The organism is Biostraticola tofi, from assembly GCF_004343195.1.
Lineage (GTDB): Bacteria > Pseudomonadota > Gammaproteobacteria > Enterobacterales > Enterobacteriaceae > Biostraticola > Biostraticola tofi.
On the sequence record NZ_SMCR01000012.1, the window covers coordinates 71,504 to 89,090 of the forward strand.

Annotated in this window: 13 protein-coding genes and 1 riboswitch; of the genes, 5 read left to right on the forward strand and 8 right to left on the reverse strand. The window is 53.9% G+C overall.

Annotation, left to right across the window (positions count from 1 at the left end):
- Nucleotide 1 precedes the first annotated feature (1 nt).
- Nucleotides 2–199: riboswitch (Lysine riboswitch) on the forward strand.
- 109 nt (nucleotides 200–308) lie between these two features.
- Nucleotides 309–1,673 (forward strand): lysine-sensitive aspartokinase 3, encoded by a 1,365-nt coding sequence (gene lysC / locus EDC52_RS17770; protein ID WP_131867361.1) that lies wholly within the window; start codon nucleotides 309–311, stop codon nucleotides 1,671–1,673.
- A 70-nt stretch (nucleotides 1,674–1,743) separates the two neighbouring features.
- Here lysC and EDC52_RS17775 read toward each other — a convergent pair whose 3' ends face one another.
- Genes EDC52_RS17775 through EDC52_RS17800 form a run of 6 tightly spaced genes read right to left on the reverse strand, consistent with a single transcriptional unit; the run spans nucleotide 1,744 to nucleotide 7,980 of the window.
- Nucleotides 1,744–3,408, reverse strand: a complete 1,665-nt coding sequence (locus EDC52_RS17775) for a Na/Pi cotransporter family protein (RefSeq protein ID WP_131867363.1) — start codon at nucleotides 3,406–3,408, stop codon at nucleotides 1,744–1,746.
- A gap of 54 nt (nucleotides 3,409–3,462) precedes the next feature.
- Nucleotides 3,463–4,455 carry an ABC transporter ATP-binding protein gene (locus EDC52_RS17780; protein ID WP_131867365.1) on the reverse strand — a complete coding sequence of 331 codons (993 nt, stop codon included), beginning with the start codon at nucleotides 4,453–4,455 and terminating at the stop codon, nucleotides 3,463–3,465.
- Entirely contained in the window at nucleotides 4,455–5,243 is a 789-nt protein-coding gene (locus tag EDC52_RS17785) for an ABC transporter permease (protein ID WP_131867367.1), read from the reverse strand. The genes EDC52_RS17780 and EDC52_RS17785 overlap by 1 nt, the downstream gene beginning before the upstream one ends.
- Before the next feature lie 30 nt (nucleotides 5,244–5,273).
- Nucleotides 5,274–6,113, reverse strand: coding sequence for an ABC transporter permease (locus EDC52_RS17790; protein ID WP_131867369.1), 840 nt, complete (start codon nucleotides 6,111–6,113; stop codon nucleotides 5,274–5,276).
- Nucleotides 6,110–6,907: an alkaline phosphatase family protein gene (locus EDC52_RS17795; protein WP_131867371.1), complete on the reverse strand. Its 798-nt coding sequence runs from the start codon at nucleotides 6,905–6,907 to the stop codon at nucleotides 6,110–6,112. The genes EDC52_RS17790 and EDC52_RS17795 overlap by 4 nt, the downstream gene beginning before the upstream one ends.
- 11 nt (nucleotides 6,908–6,918) lie before the next feature.
- Nucleotides 6,919–7,980: an ABC transporter substrate-binding protein gene (locus EDC52_RS17800; RefSeq protein WP_131867373.1), complete on the reverse strand. Its 1,062-nt coding sequence runs from the start codon at nucleotides 7,978–7,980 to the stop codon at nucleotides 6,919–6,921.
- Nucleotides 7,981–8,102: 122 nt separating this feature from the next.
- Between EDC52_RS17800 and EDC52_RS20135 the strand changes: the two genes are divergently transcribed.
- On the forward strand, nucleotides 8,103–8,270 hold the full coding sequence (locus EDC52_RS20135) for a GntR family transcriptional regulator (protein WP_407924232.1): 168 nt from the start codon (nucleotides 8,103–8,105) through the stop codon (nucleotides 8,268–8,270).
- A 15-nt stretch (nucleotides 8,271–8,285) separates the two neighbouring features.
- Here EDC52_RS20135 and metH read toward each other — a convergent pair whose 3' ends face one another.
- On the reverse strand, nucleotides 8,286–11,969 hold the full coding sequence (metH, locus tag EDC52_RS17810) for a methionine synthase (RefSeq protein ID WP_131867377.1): 3,684 nt from the start codon (nucleotides 11,967–11,969) through the stop codon (nucleotides 8,286–8,288).
- Nucleotides 11,970–12,258: 289 nt separating this feature from the next.
- On the opposite strand from metH, the gene gntK reads away from it, so the two are divergent.
- Both gntK and edd read left to right on the forward strand, forming a co-directional pair.
- Nucleotides 12,259–12,795 (forward strand): gluconokinase, encoded by a 537-nt coding sequence (gene gntK / locus EDC52_RS17815; protein WP_196237777.1) that lies wholly within the window; start codon nucleotides 12,259–12,261, stop codon nucleotides 12,793–12,795.
- A gap of 338 nt (nucleotides 12,796–13,133) precedes the next feature.
- Complete coding sequence (gene edd, locus EDC52_RS17820; protein WP_131867381.1) at nucleotides 13,134–14,945, forward strand: phosphogluconate dehydratase; 1,812 nt, start codon at nucleotides 13,134–13,136, stop codon at nucleotides 14,943–14,945.
- Between the two features lie 283 nt (nucleotides 14,946–15,228).
- Here edd and metA read toward each other — a convergent pair whose 3' ends face one another.
- Complete coding sequence (gene metA / locus EDC52_RS17825) at nucleotides 15,229–16,158, reverse strand: homoserine O-acetyltransferase MetA (RefSeq protein ID WP_131867383.1); 930 nt, start codon at nucleotides 16,156–16,158, stop codon at nucleotides 15,229–15,231.
- 366 nt (nucleotides 16,159–16,524) lie between these two features.
- Between metA and EDC52_RS17830 the strand changes: the two genes are divergently transcribed.
- Nucleotides 16,525–17,463: an Rpn family recombination-promoting nuclease/putative transposase gene (locus tag EDC52_RS17830; protein WP_131867385.1), complete on the forward strand. Its 939-nt coding sequence runs from the start codon at nucleotides 16,525–16,527 to the stop codon at nucleotides 17,461–17,463.
- Nucleotides 17,464–17,587: the final 124 nt, after the last annotated feature.

Sequence of the window (17,587 nt, forward strand, 5' to 3'; positions counted from 1 at the left end):
GTGAACCAGAAGAGGCGCGTCGACCAGGTAAGGCATTGCAGGAGCCGTTTTCCGTAAAGCAAGCCCGAGGGGGAGCGACGCCGAGGAAAGGGCCGGTAAACGGCCTGGCCCCTTTCCGACCGCACAGGCTGAATCCTGTGGGTTGTCACCAGCATGTTTGTCCGCCGGACAAACGGCACGGTGGGGCGCTTCTGGGTGTATCGTAGCCTTATCTACGCCTGCTCCCTGTTTCCCGCTCTTCTTATGTGCCAATTAAATGAATAACTGCTGTCATCACGGATGGCACCCTGACTCGAGGCATTAATGGCATGTCAACTGCGCCCCTGAACTCACTGCTGGTTGCTAAATTCGGCGGCACCAGCGTGGCCAATTTCGATGCGATGATCCGCAGTGCGGACATTGTTCTGTCTAATCCGGCGGTGAGGCTGGTGGTATTATCCGCCTCCGCCGGCGTTACCAATCTGCTTATCGCCTTGGCTGAAGGGAAAGATCCCGATCGGCGCGCCTACCATCTGGACGAAATTCGCCGGATCCAGTACGCCATTGTCGACAGGCTGGATAACGGACAGGTAATACGCGAAGAAATAGATCGTATGCTGGACAATATCGCCATGCTTTCCGAAGCTGCCGGTCTAGCGACCTCCAATGCCCTGACTGACGAACTGGTGAGCCATGGCGAATTAATGTCTACCCTGCTATTCGTTGAAGTTATGCGCCAGCGCCAGGCGCCGGCCCAATGGTTTGATATCCGCAAAATCATGCGCACTGATGACCGTTTCGGCCGGGCCGAACCGGACGGCGCCGCCTTGAAAGAGCTGGCGCGGACGTCGCTGCTGCCCAGGCTCGCTGAGTCGCTCATCATTACCCAGGGTTTTATCGGCAGTGAGCCCAAGGGCCGTACCACGACCCTTGGCCGTGGCGGCAGCGACTATACCGCCGCCCTGCTGGGTGAAGCGCTGCAGGCCTCCCGCATTGATATCTGGACCGATGTGCCCGGCATCTATACCACCGATCCGCGCGTGGTTCCCGAGGCACGCCGAATTGATGAGATAAGTTTCGAAGAAGCGGCGGAAATGGCGACCTTCGGCGCTAAAATTCTCCATCCGGCTACCCTGCTGCCCGCGGTGCGTAGCGATATCCCCGTCTTCGTCGGTTCAAGCAAAGATCCCCACGCCGGCGGTACGCTAGTCTGCAACAAAACGGCTCATCCGCCGCTGTTCCGGGCGTTGGCCCTGCGCCGCCGCCAGACTCTGCTGACGCTGCACAGTCTGAATATGCTGCAGGCGCGGGGATTCCTGGCCGAAGTATTCAATATCCTGGCACGTCATTTTATTTCAGTGGACTTGATCACCACGTCAGAGGTTAGCGTCGCGCTGACCATGGACACCACCGGCTCCAATACCATTGGGGACAGTCTGCTGACAACGGCCTTGCTGACTGAACTGTCATCCCTTTGCCGCGTCGAAGTGGAAGAAAACCTGGCGCTGATTGCGTTGATTGGCAATAACCTTTCTCAGGCCTGTGGTGTGGGAAAAGATGTCTTCGGGGTGCTGGATCCGTTTAATATCCGGCTGATTTGCTATGGTGCCAGCAGCCATAATCTGTGCTTCCTGGTGCCGGGAGCTGACGCCGAGCAGGTGGTAAAAACCCTGCATAGTAATTTGTTTGAGTAAGCAGCCCGCCGGGATAGGTAACCTGCCAGACTATATCCCGCCGCATGGCGGGATAGCTATTTTCGGCCCCTCAGTTGGAAACGCTCTCTTTTTTGCGTGGATCATCGCGCTCTTCCATATTGTCAGCATCCTCGTCGAGTTGCAGCGCATTATAAGCCACTGAACAAAATAGCGAATTGACGCGTTTCATATCCCCCAACAACCCCAGATGCAGCGAGCTGGTTTCCAGGCTCTGCACGTTCTGCTGATGCAGACGATCGACATGGGCGTGGGCATAGCGTCTGTCGGTAATCCGGAAACGGTGTTTGGCGCGACGCAGACGACGGGCGCTGGTGATATCGCCAGACAGGAACACCGACAGGCTGAGCCGCAGATTGGATACCAACTGTTCATGCAGGATATCGAGCTCTTTCATGCCTTCTGGGGAAAATGCCCGGCGGGCGGTTAATGATTTTGCAGCAATATCCCCGGTCATGCGCTCGATAATATCGCCGGCCTGTTCAAGATTGAGCGCCATTTCAATAATCTCACCCCAGCGGCGTGAGTCGGCCTCGTCCAGGTCTTCCTTGGGCATCTGTGCCAAATAAAGTTTGATCGCGGTATAGAGCACATCCACATCATCATCCAGCCGGCGTACTTCGCGATCTTTGTTCAGTTCGCCGTGCAGCACCTCGGCATGCAGTACCAGCATGCTCTCGACCACATCGCCCATACGCAGGGTTTCCCGGGCTGCATTGACCAGCGCCAGCGCAGGCGTATCCAGAGCGCTGGTATCCAGGTGACGCGGGCGAACCACCAGATCACTGGCCGGTGTATCGCTTATCCATTGGGAGCAGAGCCGGGCCATTGGGCTGGCGAACGGCACCATGATGAGGCAGCGGATAAGGTTATAAAACACATGGAAATAGATTACCAGCTCGGCATCGCTGACCGGCAAACGGTCCAGATAGCTCGCCAGAAGGGAAATGGCGGGCAGCACCACCAGGCAACCGATCAATTTGAACAGCAGACTGCCCAGGGCGACGCGTTTACCGCCGGCATTCTGGCCACTGGCATTGATCATTGCCAGCAGTCCACTGCCCAGATTGGCGCCGATCACCAGACACAACGCCACCTTAAACGAGATGACGCCGGTGGAGGTCAATGTAGCGGTAAGCAATACCGCCGCCAGGCTGGAATAGCTGACGATGGCAAAAATAGCCCCGGCGATGGCATCCAGCACCACATCCCCGGTCAGGGAGGAGAACAGGACTTTGACTTCATTGGCCTGAGTAATTGGCGTAGCGGCAGTGACAATAAGTTCCAGCGCCAGCAGAATCAGGCCAAGGCCGATAAACACCCGGCCTATCTGGCCAACGCGGGATTGCTTGCGGCCCAGAAACAGCGTGACGCCGCCAAAAATCAGCAACGGCGAGAGCCAGGAAAGATCAAAGGTAAGCACTCTGGCCATCAGGGCGGTGCCCACATCAGCCCCGAGAATGATCACCAGAGCGGGAGCGAGAGCCACCAGGCCCTGGGAAACAAAAGAAGTCACTAACATGGCGGTGGCGTTACTGCTCTGGACCAGCGCCGTGACGCCGATTCCAGCCATGAAGGCCATGGGTTTTTTTTCTACGCTACGACTCAGCACCTGCCTCAGGCGGGCGCCATAGACACGCATGATGCCGGTGCGCACGATATGAGTTCCCCATACCAGTAACGCCACCGCAGACAGCAGATGTAACAGGGTTAACACTCGAGTTGATGCTCCATGATGTCCGGAAAATAACGCGGTTCAACGGCTTATGCATCATGCTACCTCACATAAGGTCGTTGTATCTAACTGTAGACTAATACGCGTCTCATTTGGGTAGAGATCGGCCACAGATCGATTCAAAACATCAACCATCAGCTCGATCCCCCGGCTTTGTACTCGATAACGGATCACATTGCCGAGTAAACTATGACTGATAATCACGCCGGGAATTCCCTGCCCGTCGGGTAATAAGCGAATCGATTCCGGCCGGATGACCACCCGTCCCTGATGGCGGTCTCCGGTCAGCGAACTGGCGTCTGAGGCACAGAGTAAATTCGTATTACCGATAAAGCCGGCGGCGAAGGCATCCACCGGGCGGGTGTAAAGCGTTTCGGCGCTGCCGTTCTGCACAATCCTGCCTTTATTCATCAGCACGATACGGTCAGAAAGCGTCAGGGCTTCCTCCTGGTCGTGGGTGACGAAAATCGCCGTCAGTCCCAGTTCCTGCTGGATGCGGCGTATCTGGTCACGCAAATGCCGGCGGATCCGGGCATCCAGCGCCGACAGGGGTTCATCAAGCAGCAGCAGCCGGGGACGAGTCACCAGAGACCTGGCCAGCGCCACGCGCTGACATTGACCTCCGGAAAGCTGATGAGGATAGCGATGGACAAAATCTTGCAATTCCACCAGCGCCAACACTTCATTTACCCGACGATCTATGTGTACCGGGCTGGCTTTTTGCATCTTCAGGCCGAAAGCGACGTTGCCGGCAACCGTCATATTGGGAAACAGGGCATAGCTCTGGAAAACCATACCGATTCCCCTTTGCTGGGGAGGCAGCGGCACCAGATCCTCGCCTTGCAGTAATATTTGCCCGCTGTCCACCGCCGTCAGACCGGCCAGGCAACGCAGCAACGTCGATTTGCCGCAGCCGCTGGGGCCCAGCAGGGTGACGAATTCCCCTTGAGCCGCGCTAAAATCTATATTCTCGAACACCTGGGTTGGGCCGTAATGCTTGTTGAGCTGTTTCACCGACAGATAGGACATTATCCCTCCTTACCTTTGTTAACGGTATTCGCCACCCAGGTCAGCAGCAATACCACCATAAAATATGAGATAACCATCGCACTGGTAAAATGGCCGCTGCCGTTACGCATGTTGAACAGATAAACCTGCAGCGTCTCGTAGCGATTACCGACCAGCATATTGGCCAAGACAAACTCCCCTATCAGAAATGAAAAGGACAGCAGTAAGGCAATCAGGCAGCCTTTACGCAGATTAGGCAGTACTACCAGCAGCGCCGCCTGCCAGGTGCCGGCACCGAGCAGATGTGCCGCATCCATCAGATCCCGCAAGTGTATCGCCTGCATATTGTTGGTAATAGCGCGGTAAATAAATGGCAGGGTGATGGTGAAATAACAGCCTATCAAGATCCATGGCGTTCCGGTCATCGCCAGCGGGCCAGCGGAATAGAGTTGCAGCAGTCCTACCGATGAAACCACCGGCGGTACGGCAAAAGGCAGCAGAATCAGCACATTCATTATGCCGTCCAGTGCAGGGAAATAATAAGCAATGACGAACATCAGCGGCAGCACCAGCACCACCGACAACAGCAGGGCGCTGAAACAGATAACCAACGAGTGGCCGAGCGCCGCCAGGAAACGAGGATCCTGCCACAGCTGTAGCAGCCATTTAAGGGTAAAGCCCTGGGGCAGAATGGTCGCTCCCCATTGGCTGGACAAGGCATAAACCAGCGTCGCCGCCAGTGGCAGCAATAATATCAGCAGTAACAGGGTCACCACGCTGCGGTGATAAATCCGTTCAACACGCAACACGATAACGCTCTCCCTTTCTCAGGCTGAATATCACGAGTTGACCTGGGTGTAACTGCGCCGCATCATCCACTTATGTATCAAGGTGATAAAGGCCATAACCAGTACCAGAAAGATCCCCAGCGCGCTGGCCATATTCGGGTCCAGATAAAGATCCCCTGCCACCAGCGACGAGATACGAATCGGAATGACATTAAAGTTACCGTTGGTCAGCGCATAGAGGGTCGCATAAGCGCCCAATGCATTGGCCAACAGAATGACAAAGGTGCCCAACAGAGCCGGAGCCAGGACGGGTAAACCGATAAAACGCCAGTAATGCAGCGTACCGGCGCCCAACAGGGCGGCTGATTCCCGCCAGTCCGGTTTCAGCGCATCAAACGCCGGGTAAATCAGCAGCACGCCTAATGGAATCTGGAAATAGGTATACAGCAGCATCAGACCATATTTGGAGTACAGGCTAAAATCTTCCAATAGGCCCAAATGGCGCAGCATCAGCGTTACACAGCCATTGGCGCCGAGCAGGATCACAAACGCGAAAGCCAGCGGCACGCCGGTGAAATTACTGGTCATATTGGTAAATGACATCACTAGGGTGCGCAATCGTGACTCGCCCAACTGGCGCAGGGAATAGCTACCGATAAGCGCAATCAGCAGTCCGTACAGGCTGGAAAAAAACGTAATATAGAAAGAAAAGCGGATTGCCTGCAGGTAAAAAGGCGATGTCATGATGTCGCGATAGTTGGCCAGTCCCCAGCCTTCGCTCTGGCTATCGAAACTGTTAATGACCATCCAGACCAGGGGCGCCAGTTGGAACACGGCGAAAAACAAAATGAAGGGCATCATTACCAGAGCGCCAAGCCATTTGCCCTTCATTTGAGCAAGCCCCAGGCAACCGGCTTGTCATGGGCTACGCCAAGCAATTCACAAAGAGTGCCGCACAGTTCTATTTGCTGTGGTTCAGCATTCGCCAGACTGAAAGCACTGCCGAAGACAAACAGCGGCACCTGACGCTCTTCGGGCAATGCGCCGCCATGGCTGCGGTCATCATTCATGCCGTGATCGGCGGTCACCATGACCTGGTAATCCTCCGCCAGCCAGGCCGGCAGATAGTGCGACAACAGGCCATCGGCGGTTCTGGCCGCATTCCGGTACTGCGGGGATGACAGGCCGCAACGATGGCCGGCATCATCGATATTCATGGGATGAAACAGTAAAAAATCCGGCCGATAACGCTGGCGCAGGCTTTCGCCGTCTTCGAACAGATGAGAGTCAGGGTAATGGTCAGCATGGTAGAAATGCCCATACTGAATCGGCAACGTTTCATCCGCGGTATGCCGGTCTCTCACCGCCTTGAAGGGAGCCTGGTTATAGAGTTCGCTGACCCAATGATAGGCTGCTGCCGCGGTAGTTAACCCGGCGGCGCGGGCACAGTGAAATACGCTGCGGTGATGGGAGAGACGGCAGACGCCGTTGTGCACCACGCCGCTTTGCACCGGTCTGACGCCGGTCAGAATACATTCATAAAGCGGTCGTGACAGGGAGGGTAACTCGCACTCCAGCTTATAGAGACGCCCTTTGCCCACCGCGCATTCTGCCTGCAGATAGCCCAGAGCATCGGAAGCTACCTGGTAATTCAATCCATCTAGCACCACCAGCAGCGTTTTCATCGGCCTTGTCCTTACTGTTGCATTGCCATCATCACTGTTTCCTGCCACTTACGGGGCAGTGTCTTAGCGCTCTTCTCCCAGGCGGCCGGGTCGGCTATAGGATGGGCATTTTTGTATTGGCCAATCGGCAGCAGTTTGGCTTTTACCTGTTCCGGCAATTTCAGATTTTCTACCCGGATGGGACGAGCATAGCCTTGGGCCAGGTTCAACTGACCGGCATCGGAGAAAATATATTCCCGGGCGAATTTAGCGGCATTCGGGTTTTTAGCATATTTATTAATGATGGTGGTATAACCGGATGTAATCGAACCATCGGCAGGGATCAATACTTCAAAGCGGGTTTTATCAACGCTGTCACGGTAGTTGAGACCATTAAAGTCCCAGACGATACCGACATCTATTTCACCTTTTTCCAGATTGGCGATGCTCGGATCATTCAGCCCCAGACGGCCCGCCTTAGCAAGTTTGGTAAAAAAATCCAGACCAGGCTGAAGGTTCTGCTCATTACCGCCCATGGCATAGGCCGCTGCCAATACCCCATTGACCGCCTGGGCAGCAGTGCCGACGTCCCCCACTGTTACCTTATAATCGCCCTTCAGCAAATCGGCCCAGCTATGCGGAATCTGCTTCACCGTTTGTTTATTGACGATAAACGCTATGGTCCCGGTATAGGCCAACGCCCAATGTCCGTCTTGGTCCTTGGCCCAGGCCGGAATTTGATCCCAGGTGCTGGGTTTATAAGGCTGCGTGACGCCCTTCTCGACCGCCACCGGACCGAAGGAAGCGCCGACGTCGCCAATATCCGCGCTGGCATTGTTCTTTTCCGCCAGGAACTTGGCGATTTCCTGGGCTGAACTCATATCGGTATCATTGTGTTTCAAGTCATATTTACCGGCTAAGTCTTCCCAGGTCTGCTTCCAGTTAGCCCAGGAGTCGGGCATGCCGACACTGTTAACCTGCCCTTCTTTACGGGCTGCCTGCTCAAGCGCCGTCAAATCTGCCGATGCCGCCAGGGCCGGTTGACCGACGGCCAGCAGAGATGCGATTAACACAGCAGCGAACAATGGTTTCATAGGTGGTGCTCCGGGTAAGAAGGGAGAAAAAGCCGCGTTACTGGTCTAGTCCAATAACGTCAGGCCAATCTACCTGCCCAAGATGACTGTTTAATGTCATCGCCGAATGGAATAACCGCTGCGTGCGCAATCACAATGATCGATTACCGGCGGAAGGGGCCATGAGCGAGCGTTTTCATACCACTCGCATCACTCTGCGCGAAGCGCTGGGACAAGGAGAGACCGGTGGAGTTATCTCCCGTGAAGGAAGACGTGGATGCTGCCGCTGGCAATCCCCAAAGACGGTCTAAGAGTAATAACCCGGTTTAATCGGCATCGTAACCCAGATTGGGTGCCAGCCAGCGTTCGACTTCGGCAACCGACCTCTTTTTGCGTCGGGCATAGTCTTCAACTTGATCACGCTGAACCTGCGCTACCGCAAAGTATTTACTGTCCGGATGGCTGAAATACCAGCCTGAAACCGACGCCCCGGGCCACATGGCATAAGATTCGGTTAATCGCATGCCGGTATGGGCTGCCACATCAAGCAACGACCAGATTTGCGCTTTTTCAGTATGATCGGGACAAGCCGGATAGCCGGGGGCGGGTCTGATACCCTGGTAGTTTTCTCGGATCAGTTCATCATTACTCAGATTTTCATTGGCGGCATAGCCCCAGTAAACTTTACGTACCCGCTCATGGAGATACTCGGCAAAGGCTTCCGCCAGCCGGTCTGATAACGCTTTTATCATGATCTTGTTGTAATCATCATGCTGTTCATCATATCTCTGCGCCAGGCTGTCCTCTTCCGTCCCGCCGGTAACGGCAAAAGCGCCGATGTAGTCGGCCTTACCGCTGGATTTAGGGGCGATAAAGTCGGCCATGCAGTAATTGGCGAAGTCCGTTTTTTCTGTCTGCTGCCGCAAATGATGACTTATCGCCACAACGTCACGCCGGCTTTCATCCCGATAGATTTCGATATCGTCGCCCACCCGATTAGCCGGGAACAGGCCGACAACGCCACGCGGGTTCAGCGCTTTGCTGCGGGACAGCTCATCAAGCATGGCGTTGGCATCATCAAACAGACGGCGCGCCTCCTCACCGACCACTTCATCTTCAAGGATGCGCGGATATTTCCCCGCCAGCGACCAGGTCATGAAAAAGGGTGTCCAGTCGATATAATTCCTCAGTGCCTCAATCGACGCGCTGACGACCCGTATGCCAAGTCGATGGGCTACCGGCGGGGTATAGCTTTGCCAATCCAGGGCGAGATCGTTTTCACGGGCGGTGGCGATATTGACCGGTGGGGTACGTGGTTTTTTACGCCCGTGCTGGATGCGGACGGTTTCATACTCTTTTCGAGTACGCAGCACAAAGTCCTGCCGCTGGGCATCAGACAGCAGGGCGGCAACCACGCCGACAGAACGGGAGGCGTTCTGCACGTAGACCGTCGGACCACTGTAGTTTTGCTCTATTTTCACTGCGGTATGTGCTTTGGAAGTGGTGGCCCCGCCAATCAGCAGCGGCAGCGTAAAACCCTGACGCTCCATTTCCTTGGCAACATTGACCATCTCATCCAGAGAAGGGGTAATCAGTCCGGACAAACCGATGATGTCCACCTGTTTTTCCCGGGCGGTTTTGAGGATCTTATCCATCGGCACCATCACGCCCAAATCGATAATTTCATAATTATTACACTGCAAAACTACGCCGACGATGTTTTTACCGATATCGTGCACATCTCCCTTGACCGTTGCCAGGAGGATTTTGCCGGCAGCGGTGACCTGTTGCTTACCGGCCTGGATATAGGGCTCCAGATAGGCAACCGCCTGTTTCATCACCCTGGCCGACTTCACCACCTGCGGAAGAAACATTTTGCCAGCGCCAAACAGGTCGCCCACCACATTCATGCCCGCCATCAGCGGGCCTTCGATCACCTCAATCGGCCGCTCCGCCTGCTGGCGGGCCTCTTCAGTATCCTCATCGATAAACTCGGTGATGCCTTTGATAAGCGCATATTCAAGACGCTTGTTGACCGACCAGCCCCGCCACTCCGCCTGCTGCGCCTGCCCGGCATCGTCCGCTTTGCTGCCTCGGTATTTCTCGGCCAGGTCCAGCAAACGCTCGGTACCGTCATCCCGGCGATTGAGCACCACATCCTCCACCGCCTGGCGCAGTTCCCCAGACAAATCATCATAGATGGCCAACTGACCGGCATTGACAATGCCCATGTCCATGCCATTGCGGATGGCATAGTAAAGAAACACCGCATGTATTGCTTCCCTTACCGGTTCATTACCGCGAAAGGAAAATGACACGTTGGACACACCGCCGGATATCAGCGCATGACGCAGCTCTTTTTTGATATCCGCACAGGCGCCGATGAAATCCTGAGCGTAGTTATTATGCTCTTCGATGCCGGTGGCAATGGCGAAAATATTCGGGTCAAAGATAATATCTTCCGGCGGGAAGCCCACCGTTTCAGTGAGGATGCGGTAAGCCCGGCGGCAGATGTCAATTTTCCTGGCTCGGGTATCGGCCTGGCCGGTTTCATCAAACGCCATCACTACGACCGCCGCGCCATAGCGCCGCACTAACCGGGCATGGTGGATAAACGCCGCTTCACCTTCTTTCATCGAGATAGAATTGACGATCCCCTTCCCCTGGATACATTTGAGCCCTTCCTCGATCACCGCCCATTTGGATGAGTCGATCATGATCGGTACCCGGGCGATATCCGGCTCACCGGCAATCAGATTCAAAAATCTCACCATGGCGGCTTCAGCATCCAGCATGCCTTCGTCCATATTGATGTCGATTATCTGAGCGCCGCTTTCTACCTGCTGACGCGCTACCGCCAGGGCGTCATTGTATTTTTCTTCTTTGATAAGTCGTTTAAAACGGGCTGAACCGGTGACGTTGGTACGCTCGCCGACGTTCACAAACAAGCTGTCTTCGCCGATATTGAGCGGTTCAAGTCCGGCCAGGCGGCACGCTACCGGTTGTTCAGGCCGTTGCCGGGGAGTCAACCCTGCAACGGCCTTGGCCATTGCCGCAATATGCTGCGGCGTGGTACCGCAACAGCCGCCAACGATGTTGAGAAAGCCCGCTCGAGCCCATTCGCCGATCTGCGCCGCCATATCCTGCGCGCCCAAATCATATTCGCCGAAAGCATTAGGCAAGCCGGCGTTTGGATGTACGCTGACATAGCATTCGGCCAAACGGGACAGTTCAGCCACATACTGACGAAGCTCGTCCGGGCCCAGGGCACAGTTCAGCCCAAACGAAAGCGGCCTGGCGTGGCGCAGGGAATTGTAAAAGGCTTCAGTGGTCTGTCCTGATAATGTACGCCCCGAGGCGTCGGTAATGGTGCCTGATATCATCACCGGCAGGCTGATGCCCAAAGCTTCAAATTCGCTGTCGATGGCGAAGATCGCCGCTTTGGCATTGAGGGTGTCAAAAATGGTTTCCACTAGAATCAGATCAACACCGCCCTCGACAAGCGCTCGGATTGACTCACGATAGGCACTGACCAGGCCATCAAAGCTGACATTGCGGTAGGCCGGATCATTTACATCCGGAGAAATAGAGGCGGTACGGTTGGTGGGCCCCAGAACTCCGGCGACATAACGCGGCTTATCGGGCGTACGTTGCGTCCACTCATCGGCGCACACACGTGCCAGACGAGCCGCTTCGACATTAATCTCGCCGACCAGGGATTCCATCTGATAATCGGCCATGGCGATAGAGGTCGAGTTGAAGGTATTGGTCTCGAGAATATCGGCCCCTGCCGCCAGGTACGCATTGTGTATCGCGCTGATAACTGCCGGACGGGTCAATACCAGCAAATCATTATTGCCTTTTAAATCACTTGGCCAACTGCTGAAGCGCTCACCTCGGTAATCGTCTTCCTCCAGGCGATAGCTTTGGATCATGGTGCCCATGCCACCATCCAATATCATGATTCGCCGAGCCAACTGCTGGTGAAGCTCTTCAGTCCTGTTACTCACAAGCGACTCCGTTAAATGACCTGCTATGATTTTTTCTGAGTGGGGACATTTTGACACAGTTAGCCCTGGGTCCATGCAGCCTTATCATGAGACTTTTTCAGTATTAAACTTTACAGCCTAGCGAAGGGTAGTTTGGAGTGACCGCCATTGATTAAATCAACTTAATTATTTGAACTTGATCACAGTTGGTAACTAATTATTCAATGTCGGGGTTGAAACGGATAAAAAATAGAGCACAATGTTACCGGTAACATCATTGCTCATCATTAGCAGGCTTTGGAGCCCAATCATGACAAAATCACAAAATCACATCTTCGTTCTTATGGGCGTATCAGGCAGCGGTAAATCCGTGGTGGCAAACGCTATCGCCCACGAATTATCAGCAGCGTTTCTGGATGGCGATTTTCTCCATCCGCGCGCCAATATAGACAAAATGTCCGCTGGCAAGCCGCTGAATGATGATGATCGTGCTCCATGGCTTGCTGCCATTAATGATGCCGCATTTGCGATGCAGCGTACCAATTCTGTTTCCATCATTGTCTGTTCGGCACTGAAGAAAAGCTATCGGGATCGTCTGCGGGCAGGCAACGATAACCTTCACTTTGTCTACCTGAAAGGTGATTTCGAGGTTATCGAGGCTCGAATGAAAGCCCGCAAGGGCCATTTTTTCAAGAGCCAGATGCTGGTCACTCAGTTCGATACCCTGCAAGAACCCGGCGACGATGAAAAAGGCATTCTGACCATAAATATCGATCAGCCAGTCGAGCGTGTTATCGCCGATACCCTGAAAGCGATTCGCAGCGTCACCGAATCCCAACACGTCTGATTACAGCCCGGCCAAGGCGTGGGGCCTTGATGAACCCCCTCAAGGGAAAGTATACATTGGCTATTTGCCCTATCAGCTGAGAATTCATGGTTCCCTGAAGCAGGGCCAGCCGACGGCGCCTTAGAGGCTGAAACGATTCAATGAGCAGAATCGTTTCATTGCACACGTCAATCAGAAGATGTTATTTCACTGTCGCTCGATGAGAACGCCCACAAAACAGCATTTTTAAAACAGCAGGGCGACAGCACTACGCCCGCCACGGGCAACTGTTTCGTTATCCGGCCAGACCTTTTCAGTTCAAGCCGCTGCCGGTTGACACAATCTTAAGTGAGGAATGTATGAATCCTACCCTAGCCCAAGTGACAGAGCGTATTATTGCCCGCTCTGCTAAAACCCGTGCAGCCTACCTGGCCCGGATTGAATCCGCCCGCAGCAAAACCGTCCATCGAGCTCAACTGGCCTGCGGCAATCTGGCTCACGGCTTTGCCGCCTGCGATGCCGGCGATAAATCTACGCTGAAAAGCATGACACATAATGATATCGCCATTATCAATGCCTACAACGATATGCTCTCGGCTCATCAGCCGTATGAGCATTATCCGGCTGAGCTCAAACAGGCACTGAAAAGCGTCGGGGCGATAGGCCAGGTCGCCGCAGGCGTGCCAGCCATGTGCGACGGCGTGACCCAAGGGCAGGATGGAATGGAATTATCGCTAATGAGTCGTGAAATCATTGCTATGTCTGCGGCAATTGGCTTGTCGCATAACATGTTCGATGGCGCGCTTTATTTAGGCATCTGTGACAAAATTGTCCCGGGATTGGTCATGGCCGCCTTATCGTTTGGCCACTTGCCATCGGTATTCGTCCCTGCCGGCCCGATGCCCAGCGGTTTACCTAATAAAGAGAAGGTCAGGGTTCGTCAGCTTTATGCAGAGGGAAAAGTCGACCGTCAGACCATGCTGGAAGCCGAAGCTGCGTCTTATCACAGCGCCGGTACCTGTACATTTTATGGCACGGCAAATTCTAATCAGGTGGTTATGGAAATGATGGGTCTGCATTTGCCCGGCTCATCATTTATCCAACCCGGCACCCCGCTACGCGCTGCGCTCAATCACGCCGCCGCCATCCAGGTGACACGTCTGACCGAGAACAGCGGCAATTATCTGCCCATCGGCAAACTGGTTGATGAGAAAGTGATTGTGAACGGCATTGTGGCGCTGCTGACAACCGGCGGTTCAACCAATCACACCATGCACCTGGTGGCGATGGCAAGAGCCGCAGGCATCATCATTAACTGGGATGACTTCTCCGAACTGTCCGATGTCGTGCCTTTACTGGCACGAATCTATCCAAACGGTCCGGCGGATATCAATCACTTCCATGCAGCTGGCGGCGTCCAGCTAATCATCCGGGAACTGTTAAAAGGCGGCCTGCTCCATGACCAGGTCAATACTATCGCCGGTTATGGCTTGACCCACTATCTGATGGAGCCTTGGCTGGATGAGGGCCGACTGGCCTGGCGTGCAAGCACCGAAGCCACTCTGGATGCGGATGTCATTGCCAGCGTAGAGGCACCTTTCGCCCATCACGGCGGCACTAAAGTGCTTGATGGCAATCTGGGAAGAGCGGTAATGAAAACATCAGCCGTCCCGGTGGCTAATCAAGTTATTGAGGCGCCGGCTATTGTATTCGAGAGCCAGCACGACGTGGGCCCGGCATTTGATGCTGGCCTGCTGAACCGGGATTGCGTAGTGGTCGTGCGCTACCAGGGACCGAGGGCCAACGGCATGCCTGAGTTGCATAAACTGATGCCACCATTGGGCGTACTGCTGGATAAGGGCTATAAAGTCGCGCTGGTAACCGACGGACGGTTATCCGGTGCATCGGGTAAGGTGCCCTCCGCTATTCATGTAACTCCTGAGGCCTATAATGGCGGGCTGCTGTCCAAGATCCAAAGCGGGGATAGGGTAAGGGTCAATGGTGTTACCGGGGAGCTGGTACTGCTGGTTGATGAGGCGGAACTTGCCAAGCGAGAACGCTTCATTCCTGATTTAAGCGCCGAACATATCGGCTGCGGGCGGGAACTGTTTAGCGCTTTGCGTAATCAGCTTTCAGGGGCTGAAGAGGGCGCCAGCTGCATTGCTTTTTAATCAGCGGTAATGACAAAAAGCAGGGGTTCGCTTTAGTCCGCAGTAATGACAAAAAGCAGGGGTTCGCTCCCTGCATCTCACCCTGTCCGCTTCCTGCGCTATCTATCGACTGCTGCGCCATTTCACAAATGACGCTGCAGTCATCTTACTCCGCCGCTACATAAAGCGCTGTTGCCCTGCGACGGTAGCGATATGGCACGATGCCATGGTGCCACTACTTGACTTTTTGGCTTTGAAATTTTATAGCCCTTGTCCGACTCCGGACGTTCACCCGCTACCAGGCTTAGTCTAATGTGGGGTTCATTTTACGCAAATCGAACGGCGTGATTTGGTATACGTAGTAATTAAGCCAGTTAGCGAATAATAGATGCCCATGACTCCGCCAACTGGCCTTAGGGATCATATCCGGATTATTTTCTGGGAAGTAATTCACCGGAATCCCCGGTGTGATGCCATTAGCCAAATCCCGATGATATTCACTGGCAAGGGTAAGGGCGTCATATTCCGGATGTCCGGTGACAAACGCCAGCCGCTTGTCCGGACTGGCGAACAGGTAAGCCCCCGCCTCGGATGATTCGGCCAGGATCTCAAGGTCAGTATGCTGCCGTATGATATCCGTAGGAAAATCCGCATAGCGGGAATGGGGCGCCAAGAAAGTTTCGTCAAAGCCGCGGGTCAGCAACGCATAAGGCTTTAGGGTTTGATGCGCATATACCCCCGCCAGCTTGTCTTTTCGCGTCAGCTTGGGGATACCATACAGGATATTTAACGCCGCCTGCACTGCCCAGCATACAAACAGGGTAGAGGTGACATGATCTTTAGCCCACTGCAGTATCCGGTCAATTTGCGGCCAGAAAATTACGTCACGAAAATCGACCAGGCCCAGTGGTGCGCCGGTAACCACCAGTCCATCGAAGTTATCATCCTGGATATCTTCAAAATCACAATAAAAGTTGTTTAGATGAGCCGCCGGGGTGTTCTTCGACTCACGACTGTCAATTCTTAGCAATTGGATATCAATCTGCAGGGGTGAATTGGATAACAGGCGCAGAAACTGATTTTCAGTTTCTATTTTCTTAGGCATCAGATTGAGAATAAGTACCTTTAGCGGACGTATTTCCTGGGTGCTGGCGCGGCTTGACGTCATGACAAACACGTTCTCATTCCGCAAGAAGTTTACCGCCGGCAATTCATCAAGCACCCTTATTGGCATAACCTTATTTCCTCAAAGCATACGTTTATACGTGTAGACATCCAGATGCCTGAAGATACCGATTTTAGTGACTGATGTCGAGCGCTCAACCGTTAGTTGAAAATGTTTCATCTATATCTATTTGATATCTTATTAAAGCGACAATTTATTAATTCAACCGGCATCCCTGGGTTATTAACAGGGCAATGTTATCGGGGGATATTACGCATTTTTCAGGCAGACAATAATTATTTTTCTGGCGATTAATTATCTCTATCCTCTCGGCATGAAAGCTGATTTTTTATTTTTCTGTGCAGCGGTTAATCTGCAGGAAAGATATTTCTGCTTACGGTGTTTACCCTTTTCCGCACTACGGACGGTGCCCCAATGTCTCAGCCCAGCATTTCCCATCACGATGCCTTATTCAAAACCTTCCTTGCCGATATCGATATTGCCAGAGATTTCCTCCAGGCCCATCTGCCTCGGTCCCTGCGAATCACATGCGATTTTGCCACGCTCACGATGACCTCAGGTTCATTTATAGAGGATAATCTACGCTCATACTGCAGTGATATGCTGTATTCTCTCCACACCTCTTCTGGTACCGGCTACGTCTATTGCCTGATTGAGCATCAGTCACGTCCGGAAAAGCTGATGGCTTTTCGCCTGATGCGCTACAGCATCGCCGCCATGCATCGTCATCTGGAGCAAGGGAATGACACATTACCGGTGGTCATCCCTTTACTGTTTTATCACGGCAAGACCACGCCTTATCCCTTCAGCACCCTGTGGCTCGACTGTTTTGCCGATCCTGAGATGGCGCAATCGATCTATTCCCAGGCATTCCCGCTGGTCGATATTACCGCTTTATCCGACGAGGAGATTCTGACGCACAGGCGCGTTGCATTGATGGAGCTGGTGCAAAAGCATATTCGCTCCCGTGACCTGCTGGAAATGAGCCCGGCATTGACCCATTTGCTCAACACCTGGCCGCTTAAGCCGGCACTTTTCCGCGCACTGATGTATTATATGCTTGAATATGGCAATACCTCGGCGCCGGAACAGTTTATTGCAGCTATTGCTGGCCAGCTACCGGGACATCAGGAGGATATTATGACCATTGCACAACAGCTGAGGAGCCAGGCTTTTCAAGCGGGTAAACAGGAAGGCAAACAAGAGGGCGAAAAACAAGGACGCCAACAAGGACGTCAGCAAGAAAGGTTGGATTTGGCTCGGCAATTTCTGGCCCACGGTGTCGAGCGCAGCATCGTTAAAACCTCTACCGGCCTGTCCGACACCGAGTTGAACACCCTGGTCGCCCAGTAACGGGCCATCCAGGCCCTTCTTTCGGGGCAGCTTTTTCGCAGGCAAAGAAAAAGCCCTCTGCTTTCGCAGAGGGCTTCGTCAATTGGATGCCTGGCAGTTCCCTACTCTCGCATGGGGAGACCCC